At 39.7% G+C, this 15705-nt stretch carries 17 protein-coding genes; 1 reads left to right on the top strand and 16 read right to left on the bottom strand.

Annotated elements, in window-relative coordinates:
* Both CH352_RS18705 and CH352_RS18700 read right to left on the bottom strand, forming a co-directional pair.
* A partial coding sequence (locus tag CH352_RS18705) for a TAT-variant-translocated molybdopterin oxidoreductase (RefSeq protein ID WP_165780141.1) occupies window positions 1-540 on the bottom strand: 540 nt, incomplete at its 3' end.
* A gap of 19 nt (window positions 541-559) precedes the next feature.
* A complete protein-coding gene (locus CH352_RS18700) occupies window positions 560-1066 on the bottom strand; it encodes a cytochrome c3 family protein (RefSeq protein ID WP_100705307.1) in 507 nt (168 codons plus the stop codon).
* A 314-nt stretch (window positions 1067-1380) separates the two neighbouring features.
* Between CH352_RS18700 and CH352_RS18695 the strand changes: the two genes are divergently transcribed.
* Window positions 1381-2226: an endonuclease/exonuclease/phosphatase family protein gene (locus CH352_RS18695; protein ID WP_100705308.1), complete on the top strand. Its 846-nt coding sequence runs from the start codon at window positions 1381-1383 to the stop codon at window positions 2224-2226.
* Window positions 2227-2332: 106 nt separating this feature from the next.
* Here the strand turns inward: CH352_RS18695 and CH352_RS18690 are convergent, their stop codons facing one another.
* The 14 genes from CH352_RS18690 to CH352_RS19210 form a co-directional block, all read right to left on the bottom strand.
* Window positions 2333-2731, bottom strand: a complete 399-nt coding sequence (locus CH352_RS18690; protein ID WP_100705309.1) for a type II toxin-antitoxin system VapC family toxin — start codon at window positions 2729-2731, stop codon at window positions 2333-2335.
* A 343-nt stretch (window positions 2732-3074) separates the two neighbouring features.
* A complete protein-coding gene (locus CH352_RS18680; protein WP_100705311.1) occupies window positions 3075-3782 on the bottom strand; it encodes an SCO family protein in 708 nt (235 codons plus the stop codon).
* Window positions 3760-4311: a toxin-antitoxin system YwqK family antitoxin gene (locus CH352_RS18675; protein ID WP_100705312.1), complete on the bottom strand. Its 552-nt coding sequence runs from the start codon at window positions 4309-4311 to the stop codon at window positions 3760-3762. Before CH352_RS18675 ends, CH352_RS18680 begins: the two co-directional genes overlap by 23 nt.
* 12 nt (window positions 4312-4323) lie before the next feature.
* The gene (locus CH352_RS18670) at window positions 4324-5208 is read right to left on the bottom strand and encodes a YHYH protein (RefSeq protein WP_100705313.1); all 885 of its coding nucleotides are present in this window, start codon (window positions 5206-5208) and stop codon (window positions 4324-4326) included.
* A 93-nt stretch (window positions 5209-5301) separates the two neighbouring features.
* On the bottom strand, window positions 5302-6471 hold the full coding sequence (locus CH352_RS18665) for a helix-turn-helix domain-containing protein (protein WP_243396208.1): 1170 nt from the start codon (window positions 6469-6471) through the stop codon (window positions 5302-5304).
* Window positions 6472-6473: 2 nt separating this feature from the next.
* A complete protein-coding gene (locus CH352_RS18660) occupies window positions 6474-7376 on the bottom strand; it encodes a lysophospholipid acyltransferase family protein (protein WP_100705314.1) in 903 nt (300 codons plus the stop codon).
* Window positions 7377-7443: 67 nt separating this feature from the next.
* Entirely contained in the window at window positions 7444-8880 is a 1437-nt protein-coding gene (locus tag CH352_RS18655; RefSeq protein ID WP_100705315.1) for a M20/M25/M40 family metallo-hydrolase, read from the bottom strand.
* A 180-nt stretch (window positions 8881-9060) separates the two neighbouring features.
* A complete protein-coding gene (locus CH352_RS18650) occupies window positions 9061-10794 on the bottom strand; it encodes an ArnT family glycosyltransferase (protein ID WP_100705316.1) in 1734 nt (577 codons plus the stop codon).
* Window positions 10795-10833: 39 nt separating this feature from the next.
* Window positions 10834-11130 carry a Cys-rich protein gene (locus CH352_RS18645; RefSeq protein ID WP_100705317.1) on the bottom strand — a complete coding sequence of 99 codons (297 nt, stop codon included), beginning with the start codon at window positions 11128-11130 and terminating at the stop codon, window positions 10834-10836.
* Between the two features lie 31 nt (window positions 11131-11161).
* Entirely contained in the window at window positions 11162-12223 is a 1062-nt protein-coding gene (gene rlmN / locus CH352_RS18640; protein ID WP_207766646.1) for a dual-specificity RNA methyltransferase RlmN, read from the bottom strand.
* An 8-nt stretch (window positions 12224-12231) separates the two neighbouring features.
* Window positions 12232-13134 (bottom strand): tetratricopeptide repeat protein, encoded by a 903-nt coding sequence (locus CH352_RS18635; protein WP_100705318.1) that lies wholly within the window; start codon window positions 13132-13134, stop codon window positions 12232-12234.
* Window positions 13135-13181: 47 nt separating this feature from the next.
* The gene (gene sufB, locus CH352_RS18630; protein WP_100705319.1) at window positions 13182-14594 is read right to left on the bottom strand and encodes a Fe-S cluster assembly protein SufB; all 1413 of its coding nucleotides are present in this window, start codon (window positions 14592-14594) and stop codon (window positions 13182-13184) included.
* A 182-nt stretch (window positions 14595-14776) separates the two neighbouring features.
* Window positions 14777-15358, bottom strand: a complete 582-nt coding sequence (locus CH352_RS18625; RefSeq protein WP_100705320.1) for a peroxiredoxin — start codon at window positions 15356-15358, stop codon at window positions 14777-14779.
* A 114-nt stretch (window positions 15359-15472) separates the two neighbouring features.
* Window positions 15473-15607 carry a hypothetical protein gene (locus tag CH352_RS19210; protein WP_279627912.1) on the bottom strand — a complete coding sequence of 45 codons (135 nt, stop codon included), beginning with the start codon at window positions 15605-15607 and terminating at the stop codon, window positions 15473-15475.
* Window positions 15608-15705: the final 98 nt, after the last annotated feature.

Raw genomic sequence — 15705 nt, 5'->3', positions numbered from 1 at the left:
AAGAGCTTCCTGAACTTTGGAATCCAAAGAGCTCCATTGGATATTCTCCACTTTTCCGCCGGAAATTGCTGCAGGACCTTGCGCTCTATCTGGATCATATAGATCAAAGATAGCGGCTTGACCGGAAGCACCAAGAGCACCTTGAGAAATAGGGTGATCTTCGTTTCCTTCCAATTTTAGAGGACGGCCGTCTTTAGATCTTACTAAGTAACCGGTTCCGTTGAATGCGGTAGCATAGTAATATGCTTGTCCGTGTTTTACGAAATCGAAAGTACCTTCGTCAGTTTTCAGATCCACATAAGGAACGATTTTTTCGACAGGCTTGCGTACGCAATTTAAGGAAGTCATTGCGACTCCCGCACCCATCAATTTAAGGAAGGTCTTACGATCGAACTCCCCAGATTTAATCCTTGCGATGACTGGATCCGGAGAAGTAAAAAATTCAGAACGTGCTAGATCCTTCGTTTCTTTTTCGTTATCTTTCAGTTCGAGAGAGAGCCAGTGAGCTTTCTTTTCTTTCTGGAAATTCTTTTTATCCATCTGTTATGCTATCTCCTGATTATCTGTGGCAGGTGGAACAGTCGGTAGGAGCGTTATTCTCCCGGTGGCAGTTGATGCAGTATCCCATATTCAGGGATGCTACCTGCTTGACCTTGACCATTTCGGCTACATTGCCGTGGCATTGAGAACAATCCACGCCTCTTGAGATATGGCGAGAGTGATTGAACTGAACATGATCCGGAAGATCATGGATCTTCACCCACTCGATCGGCTTCTTTTTATTGTAACTATCTTTTAAGAATGCTACATCTGGACTATTCGGCGCAACAAGCGAGTGACAGTTCATACAAGTAGAAGTATTCGGAACCGTTGCGTGCGCGCTTGTTTCTACACCAGTGTGACAATAACGACAATCTATCTTATTATCACCTGCGTGAATCTTGTGGTTAAAAGGTATAGGCTGATCCGGAGAATAGCCTACATATTTGGAGGGAGAAAAAATCAGGTAAGCCACTGCTGCAATAGCAATAAGCGGAACCGAAAGTTTCAAAGCTTTCTTATTCATTCGTGAGAAGTCCCGTGGGTTCCAAAATAAGGTTTGGGAACAAGGATTTTGGCTTCGGTTAAAATTGCAAGTAAACACGTAAAAACGCGATTGGTTTGGCGATTTCTTGCATTTTTATCTGAGACTTAGTATCAATTAAATTGAACATATTTATACTTCGTAAGTCAATTTCAGAAGATAAAAGATCTCGAATACAAAACCCAAGTTTATGATAGATATGATTAGAACGATCGTTCTTAATATTAAGAAAATTCCTGGATTTTACTTTCTCAATTACTAAAATATGAATTCAAAAATCTAATCTGGAAAGAATGATGCACCGCGCACTGATCCGATTTCTGGGAATTCCCTTCGCTTTCCTAATAACAATCTCCACTATCGCGAAAGGACCTATAAAAAAACTCAAAGTAACAAGCTTCAATTCATACTTTTTATATGATGAGATAGGAGATTCACATAAATTTCCGAAAGATAGAAAGCATAGAACGGAAGAAGACTTTACTAAGATCAAAAAGATAATTCTATCCAATCATCCGGACATAATCGGCTTCCAAGAGATAGAGAACGAAATAGCACTTCATCATATTATAATAAATGAATATGATTGCAAAGCGACGGTAACACCGGGATATTCGCAAGAATTAGGACTTTGTTGGAAGAAGGAACTGGGCACGCCTGTTATCAGTGAATTGGAACAGCTTTCTATTCGCCCTGGCCTGAGAAAGGGACTACTCGCAGAGTTCAATTTCGACGGTAAAAAGATTTCAGTCGTTGTAGTTCATTTAAAAGCAGGCCATTCTCCTAAAGATAAGAAGGAAAGAAAAGAGCAGATACTTGCACTAAAGGACATACTACCCTCTTTAGGCCAGTTTGTCCTATTAGGAGATTTTAATGAAGTATTGGAAAGAAGAGTAGATCTACTGAAAATTCTGCAAAGAAATCTAAAACTTAAAGTAGCGAACTACAAACAAAAATCGGATTGCTGGCAACACCATGACGGTTTTATCGATTATCTGATCACGAATATGGAATGGCAACAGGGAAGTTTTGTCCAAACCAAGTTTGAATCTGACGACGGCAATTTTGACGGGAATCCAAGTGCAGAAAAAGGTCTTTCGGATCATTGTCCGGTTAGTGCGGAGCTGTTGCTGGAAAGATGACGTATCGTAAGTGAGAGATCTTAAAAAAATATCCAACACCCTGCGCCGGAGATAGAATACAGGATGTTAGATGAGATAGAGGTACCAATGTTGCTGCATTTTTATTTCACCAAAACTGTCTTAAACCAAGTGGGTTATATTCTTTTAAATATCTATCTTTTGTAATGAACACAAAATTGAAACTTACTGCTTGCCAAATCAGAAAACGATCGAATGGATCCGTATGTTTCCCTGTCGGCAGCTTAAAATAATTCGCAAATATCTCAGGAGAATCTCCTATAAACTCGAATCCAGCTTCTCGAATTTTCCTAGGTAGTTGCTCAGGAGTTATCCCTTGCAAATCTATCTTTCTTAAAGAGAATTTCAGAGAAATTTCCCACAAAGAAATGCTGCTAATAAAGATCCGATTTCTTTGATTTAATATTTCCGATTCTACTTTATAAGATAAATTCTCCGGCTGAAATAAAACCCATAAGATCGCGTGCGTATCTAATAGATAATTCACAGATTCAGAAATTCCTCCTCCGTCATTTTAAAATCATCAGAGATCTGAAAGGAGGCTTTTCCTTTTAAAATGCCTAATTTTCTCTTTTGGGGTTTTCCGATTTTATTTGCCGGAATTCGGTTTTTCGTAGTAGGTTCATCTTGTTCAAATCCTACCATAGGGAATCGATATTTGAATCCTGTTTCTGTCGTTTTCATGACCCAAGAATGTTCCAATTTTCTCAATTCGTCAATCAGAATGATCTCAAATCATATTCAGTATCTGGAATATTGGTTCCAAGTTCATGTTAGATCCCAATTTGGTAGCTAACGCGAACTCAATACTCTTTATGCTTGCGATGAAATCAAAGTTCTCGTTTCAAAACTTCTATATCCGAATTCAATTCTTGGATGGAAGATCTCATCTTACCATTATAAATTCCACGCAATCTAAGTTGTGAATCTAAAAGGTATACGTGATCAGAATGAAGAAAATCATTTTCAGTGAGTTTCTTCTTTGCATTCTCTTTCGGGATCGCTGTGTCTGCATTAAAGGAATCTCTTGCCAAAGTATAAATTTCCTTTTGGTTTCCAGTCAGAAGTTTCCACTTTTCATAGCGGATCTTTCGTTTGGATCCGTATTCTTTTAAGACCTGAGGAGAATCCAGATCAGGTGTAGCGGAGAAGGACAAAATTTGGATATTGGGATCTGCCTCGAATTCCTTCTGCACCAAACTCAAATTGTTTGTGATCGTTGGACAAATCCCTGCACATTTAGTAAAGAAGAAGGAAACCACAGTAATTTTTCCCTTACAGGAGTCTTCAGAGACATTTTGGTTCTCCTGGTCCTTCATTGTAAATTTGGAAATCTCCCTTGGCTTATGAGAGTTTTTATTCTCCCAAACAGGTTGAAGATCCTTTCCGTAATACAAAGGAAGTTTATCTTTTTGAGGCAGAGAGAAGTCTGTGATCTCTTCTGAATATTCTCCTTTTGGATCTTTGGAACAACCGATTATAAGAGAGATCAAAATCAGACTAGAGAGTAAGATTTTAGAATAAGATCGTATTTCCATCTTCGTTCCCTCGGATCTGGCTGCATAATTTCCCGCCTGTCATTCCATAAGCGCGTCCATTATAGATCACGAAATTCATATATATCTGTCCGTTCTCTCTCCACATCTTCTTTCCGATCACTTTTCCATGATCGAATTTTGCATAAGAATACAAGGATCCTGAATTTCGCCATTCCCATTGGGGACCGTGAAACTGCCCTTGTAAGTATTCATTATGAAAACGTTTTTTACCGTCAGGGAACCAACCTAAGTGAGTTCCGATCTTCTTCCCTTCGGAAAATTCTCTCTCCGCTAAAACTTGGCCATTGGAATGAACATCTTTTTCTATTCCGTCAGGCAAACCGTTCTTATAAGAAGTCATACGAACGATCCCCAATTCTTCTGTCTTTGATTCCAAAAGTCCGTAGAATTTTTCTCCTCTGTAAAAAACGACTCTTCCATTTCGAGTGATAGAAGGATCGTTGCTTGCGACCCGAGCAGGATCGCAAGCGATTAGGAGAAAACAAATCGAAAGTAAATAGAACTTCAACAAAACCTCTGCTTAATCTACGGAACCTGGAGTTCCCTTGAAGTAACTTCCGATAATGTATCCGTTTAAGCCAGTATTGTTCTCCACGTGATAACAATAAGTTCCATCCGGAAATTCAGTAGGGGTGCAAGAAGTTGAATGAGTGGTGGAATCTAATGTAGGATAAGAACCTGATTGGTTTTTCTTTCCGTAAATCGGAAAACCATCCAACATAAGCCCTACCATATTACTATCGTCATTCGTGATTTTATAAGGTTCCGTATGATAATGGTATTTTCCAGTATTCTGAGGATGTCCTTGTGCCGGATCCATAGTGTAATATTCCGTGGAAAAAGAATCTCCAGGTGCCGCTTGGTTATTGAAGATCACAACGCCGAGTGTCGTAATTCCTACCGAATCCGTTCCCGCATTGGATTGGGTACAATCCGTAACAGTAGGAGTAGTCGGAATCGTCATCGTGATATTCTGAGAAATAATGGTATTCGGATTCGTATGAAAGCCGCCCGCGCTGTCTATCGCCTCGTTATAGCCAGAAGCCACCGAATAATAAGAACTTTTATGTGGAGGTTTATCGTTGGTTGTAATCACATAATTAGATCCGGAGACCGTCACTGTAACACAGTGAAAATTGGTTTTCATCCAGCATGGAGCCTCTGCAGCGATACTAGTGACACAAGTAGGACCGTTAAAACCCAAATCATCTGTTGCATCGTAAACCGCTGCCGGACAAGAAGAATTATCTGTAAGAGTTGTAGGCATTGTAGTGGTGGTTGTAGGCGTACATTGAGAAGCGGCCAACAAAACCGCGGCGGAAGAGAGATCAGTTCCTCCGGAGCTATCGCAGTTCCAGACAAAAGCTGCAACAACAGTCAATAGAAGAGATCGTAAACGAAGCATAACTACTCCAAACTCGTTAGTTTAGGTATAATCTACGAAATCTTTTGGGTGAATTCGACCGTCCCAATCGGCTCGAACCATATTTTTAGGATTTTAGGCAGATCCTACTTTGGAAATTTCTTCCAGATACTGGGTCGGTGTTTTTCCTGTGACTTTTTTAAAAGAAGTATTAAAAGTGGACTTAGAATTGAAACCATACTCAAGGGCTAGTCTCAAAAAATTAGGGCGTTCTTCTGAAATATTTTTCAAAGCGGAGATGATATCTTTGATCCGATACTCGTTAACAAAATTATAGAAATTTGTTTCCAGCGTTTCGCTTAATATTTGTGTTATATAGAACCTAGGAACTTCCGTATTTTCAGAAAGTAGATCGATGGAGAATTCCGAATCTTTATAAGGTTTTTCAGATTCCATATAATTTCGGATCTTAGAAAGATATTCAGGGACCATATCTTCTCTCAGACCGGACTTTTCATATTTTTTACGTTCTTCTTCTACTTCTTCCTCTTCTTCTTTGGAAGTTTTTTCCTTAAATGCGTGCAACTCCCGATGTGTGTAAACCACTGTTTGTCTAACACCAAACCAGCAAAAGAAAACGGAAAATGCTAATACTGCCGCTCCTCGAACTAATCTCGGCTCGTAAGTTTCAGGAGGAAGTTCTGTGAACAGTAAACCTTCTAACAAAAAATGAACTCCTGCGGATATTACGAATAGAACTAAACTCCAATACATCCATCGCAAATCCTTAATACTATCTATATTAGAAAAATGATTTACTATATTCTTCTTATGTCTGTTCAAAAGAAGAAATGTCCAAACGGAATACACTAGCATAGAAGTGACCAATAATCCGCCATTCGGATGGAATCCCCTACTCGGTCTATGCCAGTCATGAGGATAAAACTCTTCTTCAGGAGGTTGAAAGAAGAATAATCTAGATAAAAGTATAAGCAACAAGATCAGAAAAGGAACAAAATGAAGAAGGTCCACTCTTCTGAAACTTTTCCCTTCCGTTGTTAGATTTCCAATATACAATAATAATAATGGACCGTACGTATAAGGAAACAAGATCGTAAAATCCAAAAACTCAGGCCCCCATTCGAATCTATGAACAAGCAAATGTCCTAAATGAGGAGCCGCGAGGAAAATAGTAAATATTGAGTAGATAGAATCGAAAGAATATCTTGGGCGCTTAGTAAAGATCAGAAACGCGGAAAAAACGCAGATCGTAAAAGAGATGATCGGGATAGTAGGCACCATCATGACTAAATTTGACCCGGAAAATCACCCGGTTTGGTTCTCCATCTTCTATGTACCCAAAAATATTGTTCAGGATACAGCTTCACTTCTTCTTCTAATGCTTTCGTCCAAACTTCCGTATAATGACGGATTGCAGCTTCTCTATCGGAGAATGCAGATTTATCTACGAAGCCAAGATCCTTAACACGGACCATGACCTTTCCATTTTCTCCGCATAAGACTGAATAGAGTAACATTTTGGCGCCAGTCAAGTATGCCATCAAAGCGGGACCTTGGTAAGTAGAAGCCTTTCGATTGAAGAAATCCACAAAGATCCCGACCTTACCAGCATTCTGATCGGAACCGAATCCCACCCAATAACCTTGTTTTAACATTTTAGTAACTTGGCTGGATTCTTCCGTGGAGACTAACTTGATCCCATTCTTACTTCTTAATTTATGAATGAGTCTATCCACATAAGGATTTCGGACTTTTTTATAAATCCCTCCTCCCTTCATTCTGATCCCCATAAACTGCACAAGAATTTCCCAAGTACCAAAATGACCCGAGATCAGAACGACTCCCACTCCATCTTGTATTGTTTTTTGTTCGATCGCCAAAGACTCCGCATCATAAACAAGATACTTATCCATCCACTTACGACTCAAACGAGGAGCGAATAAAGTACCTGCAAGAAGATCGCCTATATGAAGAAAACTTTTCCATACGAGTTCCTTCTTCCTCTCTTCCGAATAATCCGGAAATGCATAAGAAATATTATCGTAAGCGATCTTACGATGTTTTTTAGCGAGTGGAAAAAGAAGACATACTAAAAATCTTCCGTAAACTAAGCAGGCTCTATAAGGTAGAATTCTGAACGGTAGATAAAATAAGTATAGAAAGATATAGGGAATAATATAGCGAACCAAAGTAGATCCAATTCTTGTTTTTCGAACATAAGGATTCAGTCCTTATTCTTTGACAAGCAAAAAGACCTCAGTTCATTTGGTACAATATTTCGAAAAGGATCTGCGTCCCTAATTTCAGATTTTCCAAACTAATACTTTCATTCTTACCATGAAGCATTGTAAGTTCTTTTTCGTTAAGAAGAACAGGGATCAGTCCGTAACATTCCATACCTATCTGACGAAAGTAAGCATTATCCGTTTTGCCTGGAGAAATGAAAGGGGTCGCAACACTTCCAGGAATTTTACGAGTCGCAACCGAAGCAAACCTTTGGAACAAGATCGAATCCAAAGTAGATATATCTGAAGGAACGATTGCTGCACGTTCAACTTCTACTTCGTATTTTTCTCCGATCTTTTGGATCTCTTTCAAATATTCCAAGGGGTCAAACCCAGGAAGAAGTCTAACATCCAATTTTGCTTCCGCAAGAGAAGAGAGCACATTATGACCTTTACCTTCATCTGTTTTTAGGCCTGAAACTGCTTTAGTATTTCGGGTGATCGCACTTAGCTGCCTGCTTGCGCGGATCGGCCCGTATAATAATCTTCTTAAGATTGGAATATTTGAATTTTTTAATATAAATGATTTAGGAAAAGAGCTGATGCTTCCCAACTGATAGAAAAATCCTTGGGTTTCTTCGGAAATACGGATGTCCGTATCATATTCCAAAACTTCGGTTAAAAATCTTAAAAGTCTTAGACTTGGATAATTTTGGCTGGGAGTGCTACCGTGTCCTTGCTCCCCTTTTGCCCTTACATTCAACCAAAGATTTCCTTTTTCCGCATATTGGATATTGAAGATGGTACTTCCCGGAATGGCAACGTCCTTAGTTCCAAAACTTCCTTCGTTCAGCATATATCCATAGCCTTTAAATAATTCAGGATGCGCTTTTAGTAAAAATCTTGCCCCTCTTTCACTTCCGGATTCTTCATCCGCCATACTTAAGAACATTATTTTTCTCTTAAGTGAGACAGCAGACCTCTTCAATTCCAAAAAGGAAACGATCTGCATTGCGATGAGGCCCTTACAATCCAAAGCCCCTCGTCCGTGAATTCTACCTTCTTTGATGGTTCCAGCAAAAGGATCTTCGGTCCATTCTTTAGGGTCTGCCTCGACTACATCCAAATGATTTCCTAAGATTAAACCTTTTTCGGAACTCGGAATGCTCGGAGTTAGTTCCGCAATCAAATTCACTCTATCTGGAAATCCAGGCTCAGAGATAAACTGAGTCTTGATCCCTTCTTTTTCGAAAATGGATCTGATATATTCTGCGGCTTGTTTTTCGTTTCCTCGAACAGATTTGATCCGGATCAGATCTGTAAGGATTTTAACTGCTTCTGATTCTCTCTTATCCCAAGACAGGATACGATTCTCTTCTTTAAGAGGAGTGTTTTTTATGGGAGATGTTACACATTGAAAGAAGAATAAGATAAAACAAAGGAAGAGAAATGTGCGAGAAGCAAACATTCGCCATTTCTAAAGCATAAGCGAGGAAACGTCCAGAAATTTAGAGAATAGAGGGAAAAGTAGCCCCAGGAGGACCCTGGGACCAAAACCAAACCAGGCTCATAACAAAGCCTACTTAAGAATTCGGTGGGTTTGTAAAATTTCCCTTATACTTTTTTTCTCAAACGTAGAAAAAAAGAATTATTTAGAATTCGCTGTCGCAGCCTCTTTTCCAGGTTTAAACCGGATCTTCCCTAAATACACCTTGGTTGTCAAAGAATCTCTTTTAGATTTTAAGAAGAAACCAAACTCCGGAGTCGCGACCTTATAACTCTCATATTCCGCAAAAATATCCAGATCCACTCGATTCACAGTAAACTCATCAAAATGAGGCAGATACTTTTCAGAGATGAGTATCATTCTTTCTCCATCCTTCTGTAGAGCTTCGAATAAAACTTCCGGATCGAATAAGGTACGAGTGATACGTTTAGAATAAAATGCATATGATCTTTTAGAAGCAGGGACTCCGAACATCAAAAACTTTTCTTTTCCTGGTTCTGCTTCCTGGATAATCTCACCTACTTCCTTAGAAGGTTGGTAAGAAACAAGTAATGGATACGCATACAAACTTACCAAAGTAAAGAAGAAGGAAACGGATACAACCAAAGTCCCAAGCACCGCGTCTATTTTGAAATACAACAGAACAATCGCCGCAATTCCTAGATAAATCGCCACCCAAACATAATAGGAAATCGGAACATCTAAAACCAAGATCGGAAATAAGATCCCTGCAAATACAAATCCTAAGCTAGTCAGATAAACTAAAATTTTACCTATAAAAGAAAGAGTTCCTTCCGGGCTTTCAATCAATTTAAGCAAAAATCCTGAACCCACAACTGCTCCTGCAGGTAGACACCAATAAATGTATTGAGGTAGTTGATATTTAGAAAAACTGATCAAAAACAAAAATAAGAATAACCAGAATGCAGGAACAAAATCTTTTTCCTTCCATTCATTTTTTCGAATATCTCCAAATAGGTTTTCGCCCTTCTCCTTTATGAATCCGTAAAAATTCGATGCAATCCAAGCTATAAATGGTAGTATAAAAATCCCGAATGCCCAAGAGAAGTTAGAATAGAAGAACAGAGGATTGAATTTTTGGTCATACATCTTGATGTAAAAACGACCGAAGGATTGGACCCAAAGGAAGAAATACGGCCCGTAAGTATTGAACTCCAAATACAAAGGAATGGACCATAAGAAAGGAGGAAGTAACGCTAGAATGCCGCCTGGGAAAAGTTTCATTCCAAGAAGTCTTTTCCAGTCCCTTCTAAAAAGAATGTCTCCGCCAATTCCAATACCAGGAATTACAACTGCGATCGGTCCTTTTGTGACAAACCCAAGTCCCATTGCAAGATACATCGCGTAATAGTAAGCAGGATTCTTTTTTGTTCCTAAATAATAAAAAGCGAATACTAAAATGATGTAAGGAGTTACATATACGTCAATCTTAGGATCCACCACCATCGCGTACAATCCGGGAGATAATGCGTATAAGAATACGGAAATCCAGGCACGCTTTACATTTCCAGAATATAATTTGGTAATCGTAAATACTCCCCAAAGGGAAAGAAGTGTCATCAGGATTGCAGGTAAACGGAATGCGTAATTATTCTGACCGAAAAGTGTAAAAGAAGAACTGATCTTCCAGAAAGTCAGGATCGGTTTGTCCAAGTATCTTCTTCCATTGTCCCGGATAAAAAACCAATTTCCGCTATCGGTCATTTCCCTACCGATCTCTGCATATTGGGAAGAATCGATATCGATCACATCCAGAGGAAATGTTAAAAATAAAGGCAGAACAGAAACTGCCAAAAGAAACCAAACAGAATATTTTACAAGCGGAACGTTTTTCCTATCTTGAACGAAATTCATATTTTTATAATACTCCAAACTTAATAGAAAAACGAAGGATCAATCCATGAGCCCGGATTCCATGAGGCAACGCGTAAATCCGGTACATGTTTTTTCGGACTCGTAACAAGGCATTGCGTATCCTTGTTCTCTCAAACATCCTGATTCACATTCAATCTGCATGAAACTTTTTTGAGAGGCTTCCATGGGCCCCTTGGATGCGAATTGTTTCTCCACACAAGAAGTGAAAAACCCGCAGATCTCTTGGCATTTTTGTTGGTAGGGATCCTTACAATCGGTGACACCGATCACAATCAAAGAAAATAAGAATAAGGTCGAAAAAAGGGACAGCCTCATTCCAGCTAAATTATTGGATATGGATCTAAGGTCAACTTTTTGCGGCGAGCATTCCGCAGGCACCGTTGATGTCTTTTCCAGGGGACCTTCTGTTCAGGATAGGGACTCCTGCAGGTTCCAGATGACGCAAAAACTCATCTATTTCCTGATCGGTGGGTCTTCTCCAACCGTGAAACTCTGTGTTCAAAGGAATTACGTTTATTTTACAATCCAATCTTCTTGCGATCTTCACCAATTTTTTGGCATCTTCGGCGCTCATGTTCACGCCAGGGATCATTACATATTCGAATGTGATCCTGCGTCTTAGGACTTTGGTATATTCTAAAGCGGCATCTAAAAGTTCAGGTAATGCGAACTTCTCCTCTATGTCCATGATCTCTTTTCTTCCGTTCGGATCCGGATGATTGAGTGAGATCGCTAGATTATAAGGTTCTTTGTTTTCAATAAATCTGCGGATACCGTTCACAACTCCTGAAGTGGAGATTGTGATCCTTTTAGCGCCCATTCCCAAGGCTTCTCCATCATGAAGAAGTTCTGCGGCACGCATTACATTAAAGTAATTATGCATGGGCTCGCCCATTCCCATAAAAACTATATTTGTAGCTCTATCGCCTACGATTTTTTCTACCTGGAGGATCTGATCTATGATCTCTCCCGCCTTTAAATTTCCCATGTAAGGAAGTTTGGCGGTGGCACAGAATTTACAATTTAAAGTACAACCGATTTGGGAAGAAATACAAATCGTCTTTCTTCCGCCGTCTCCGGAAGGGATCCAGACAGATTCAAATTCTTTTCCACTTCCGGGAACGGATTCGAATGTGAATTTTTGAGTGCCATCTACTGATTTTAAATGTTTAGCAACGCTGATGGAGGATAAGGTAAACTTCTCCTTTAATTTTTCCTTTAAGTCCTTTCCTATCGTAGAAAATTCTTCCCAAGACTCGTAACGATTCGCATACAATCCGTTATAAATTTGTTTCGCTCTAAAAGGTTTTTCTCCCAGTTCTGAAATGATCTGAATGAGTTCTTCCAGAGTATGACCCTTAACCGGAATTTTTCCGGCTACATTCTCTTGGATCTCAGAATCGATAATAGTCTCGTTCACTTGCAAGAATCCTTATATTCTTTTTCCGCGTCCGCGTATCCCAAATCCCAGGCCTTTTTATAATCCTTACAGGACTCCGCCTTTCTTTTCAAGGCAGCATATCCCAAACCACGATTAAAATAAGAAACGGAATCCTCAGGCAGAGCTTCTAAAACCTTAGAATAGGAAGCAACACTCTCTCTGTATTTTCCGGACGCGTAATTTGCAAAAGCTAAAGCAAAAACCGCTCTCGTATACTTAGGAGCTAAGTCCACGGATCTTTTAGCATCCACCAGACCTTCTTTCGATTTTCCTAATATACTTAATTGGATCGCTCTTTCCGCGAAAGCATAAGATTTGTCCAGTCCGGAGTCAATAGCAAGGTTCATATCTTCCAAACCTTCTTCTTTTCTTTCCAAACCGAAACGGCTTAATCCTCTGTAAAACAGAGCATCCAGATTTGTTTGATCCAAGGAATATGCGGAATCAAAATCGGTTTCGGACTCGGTGTATCTATTCAGATAATATTTACTTAAACCACGATTATAGAATGCGGAAGAATTTTTAGGGTTCACCGCAAGATAACGATCATATTGAGAGATTGCATTATCATATTCGGAAGCATTATAAGAATCTAAACCTTGTTGGAATAGTTCCTTTAATTCTTGGTCAGTAAGAGATTCAGGAGGAGCATTACGGCCCGCTGATTCCTTCTCCAATTGGTCCAGAAAAGAACTAACTGTAGCTGTTATCCAGAAAAACAACGCGTTAGGAGTTTCCGTTTTTACTTCCTGTTCTTCGGAGTTTGCCGGAGAACTTGCTTTTTCCGGCTCATTAGAAGAAACAGTCTCAGGAGAAAAGATCTGAAACCCCGCCAAAACCAAACCGACAACCAGGAAAATACCCAATACTTTCTGCATATGATTTGTATGACCGGATTTTAGAAGGAATACCAGCTTTTTTCCGGTCAGGAAACAGCAGAATCCGAATGTTCGGAAATTACTTTCCCGTCTTCCAAGATCATTCTGATAAGCCTAGTCATCTCCACGGAATATTCCACGTTTAAGTGTTTAGTCACACCTTCACAGAAACCGTTGATGATCAGAAGTTTTGCATCGTCTTCCGAAAGTCCTCTGGATTGAAGATAAAACAATTGATCCTCATCTATACGAGAAACAGTCGCCTCATAGTTCAACGTACCATTCTGCCCGCTTACATCATTATAAGGATAAGCATGAGATTGAGAACGATCGTCCATCATGAGACCATCACATTTTACATGGCTGTATGCGTTAGAAGATCCTGTGGTGAATTTTACCAAACCTCTGTAAGAGTTGATCCCTCCATCTAGAGAAACACCTTTTGCCAAAATATTACTGCGTGTGTTCTTACCTACGTGGATGATCCTTGCGCCAGTATCTTGGATCTGAGCAGAACCAGCAAAAGCCAAGGATAGAATATCACCTGTAGAATTATCACCTTGTAATACGATACCTGGATACTTGATCGTATTTGCTCCAATATTCACATCTGTCCAGGTGATATGAGCCGCTTCATGACAAAGACCGCGTTTAACGGTCCAGTTATACATATTCTTTTTCCAGTTCTGGATAGTAGTGTAGAATATTTTGGAATTCTTATGAGCGATCAGCTCAACCACAGCAGTATGAAAATTTGTGCCCTTATCTTGCACGGAAGAACATCCTTCCGAATATTCCAACTCTGCTCCATCTTCCGCGATCAAAAGAGTTCTTTCATATTGACCGGAAGAAGCTGCACTCACTTTGAAATAAGCCTGTAAAGGCATAGGAGTCTTGACACCTTTCGGAACATAAGCGAAAGATCCTCCGGAAAATACTGCGGAGTTTAATGCGGAGAATTTATTGTCTCCGATAGAAACAACAGTTCCGATATATTTGCGAACGATATCAGGATATTCACGGATCGCAGTATCTATATCACAGAATATAATTCCTAGATCTGTAAGTTCCTTTTTGACGTTAGCGTAAACAGTCTCCGAATCTTCCATGGCTTCGATCCCGGCCAGGTATTTTCTTTCGTGTTCAGGGATCCCAAGTCTTTCAAAACTTTTTAATACTTCAGGATCTACTTCGTCCCAGGATTTTTTCTTTTTATGATTTGCGCCTATATAATGTACATACTCGTCTATATCCACTTTAAAGTTGGGAAAAAATCCCCAACTAGGCATAGGCTTACTTTCATAAATTTTAAATGCCTCTAGACGGAATTCGGTCAGCCAAGCAGGCTCATTTTTAATATGGGAGATGGACTCCACCACTTTGCGTGTAAGTCCTTTGGGAAAATTATCCGCACGATAATATCTATCTTCGTCGGAAATGATCTCAAGTGCTTGTGCCATAATATTCTTCTCCCCATATCTTAGACTTATAGAAGAAAAGATGCAACCCTTTCCGAAAGTCTGAAGTGCGAGTTTTGCTAAGGATGTGGGCTATATAACAAGATTTTAAGGGGAAGGACGGGTGACCAGGAGAAATTAGAAAGGAGAATCCGGTCCTAAGACCGGATTTCCGTGAGAATGGATTAGTTTACCGCAGAGAAGTATTCTTTGGACTTTTCTGGATCCGCTTTCATGGTTTTCTTTCCTTCGTCCCAGTTTGCAGGGCAAACTTCGCCGTGTTTTTCCACGTATTGGAAAGCTTTTACCAAACGAATCGCTTCGTCTATGTTTCTTCCTACAGGAAGATCGTTGATGGTAGACTGACGGATTACTCCTGCAGGATCGATGATGAAGGTTCCTCTCAAAGCCATTCCGCCTTCTAAAAGAACTCCGTAATCTCTCGCGATTGACTTAGTTATGTCAGCAATTAGAGGATATCTGATATCTCCCAATCCGCCTTGTTTACGAGGAGTGTTCTTCCATGCAAGGTGAGTAAAAGCGCTGTCTACGGAAACTCCTAGAACTTCCGCTCCGATTTTTTTGAATTCGTCTAGTTTTGCATCATACTCGATGATTTCAGTAGGACAAACGAAAGTGAAGTCGAGGGGCCAGAAGAATAGAACAACCCACTTTCCTTTATATTCGGAAAGTTTGATTTCCTTGATTTGCTGGCCGATTACGGCTTCTGCTTTAAAGTCCGGTGCGAGTGAAGTAACTTGAGGCATTTTGCTCTCTCCTATTTAGAATCATTCTAAATTTAGACAGCCAGGAAGGAAAGCAGTTTTTCTTTTTTAGGAAATAAGAGAATTTTTTTCCAGAGAAACTTCTCTGCCAAATTTTCAGCCTTTGGCCATTAAGTATTTCTCCATAAACTCAGTGATATCCTTGATGTTCCGGTTGATCATCTTTCTGAGTTCAGGAGGAATGTTTTGCGATTTAATAACACGATAATAATTCAAAGCATTCTTCAACATTTTACGACGAGCGAATTCTTGGGCCTTGACTTACGATTTTGGAAAGATACCTCACTCATTCAAACTTTCTAAGAATTACAGTATTATGGAATACTCAT

It is taken from the genome of Leptospira hartskeerlii (assembly GCF_002811475.1).
Lineage (GTDB): Bacteria > Spirochaetota > Leptospiria > Leptospirales > Leptospiraceae > Leptospira_B > Leptospira_B hartskeerlii.
This window is presented reverse-complemented; position numbering and strand designations above follow the sequence as displayed.

Coding starts and splice junctions, on each gene's coding strand:
- CH352_RS18700 (WP_100705307.1), bottom strand. CDS start 1,066: ATGAATAAGAAAGCTTTGAAACTTTCGGTTCCGCTTATTGCTATTGCA.
- CH352_RS18695 (WP_100705308.1), top strand. CDS start 1,381: ATGCACCGCGCACTGATCCGATTTCTGGGAATTCCCTTCGCTTTCCTA.
- CH352_RS18680 (WP_100705311.1), bottom strand. CDS start 3,782: ATGGAAATACGATCTTATTCTAAAATCTTACTCTCTAGTCTGATTTTG.
- CH352_RS18670 (WP_100705313.1), bottom strand. CDS start 5,208: ATGCTTCGTTTACGATCTCTTCTATTGACTGTTGTTGCAGCTTTTGTC.
- CH352_RS18665 (WP_243396208.1), bottom strand. CDS start 6,471: ATGATGGTGCCTACTATCCCGATCATCTCTTTTACGATCTGCGTTTTT.
- CH352_RS18655 (WP_100705315.1), bottom strand. CDS start 8,880: ATGTTTGCTTCTCGCACATTTCTCTTCCTTTGTTTTATCTTATTCTTC.
- CH352_RS18650 (WP_100705316.1), bottom strand. CDS start 10,794: ATGAATTTCGTTCAAGATAGGAAAAACGTTCCGCTTGTAAAATATTCT.
- CH352_RS18645 (WP_100705317.1), bottom strand. CDS start 11,130: ATGAGGCTGTCCCTTTTTTCGACCTTATTCTTATTTTCTTTGATTGTG.
- CH352_RS18635 (WP_100705318.1), bottom strand. CDS start 13,134: ATGCAGAAAGTATTGGGTATTTTCCTGGTTGTCGGTTTGGTTTTGGCG.
- sufB (WP_100705319.1), bottom strand. CDS start 14,594: ATGGCACAAGCACTTGAGATCATTTCCGACGAAGATAGATATTATCGT.
- CH352_RS18625 (WP_100705320.1), bottom strand. CDS start 15,358: ATGCCTCAAGTTACTTCACTCGCACCGGACTTTAAAGCAGAAGCCGTA.
- CH352_RS19210 (WP_279627912.1), bottom strand. CDS start 15,607: ATGTTGAAGAATGCTTTGAATTATTATCGTGTTATTAAATCGCAAAAC.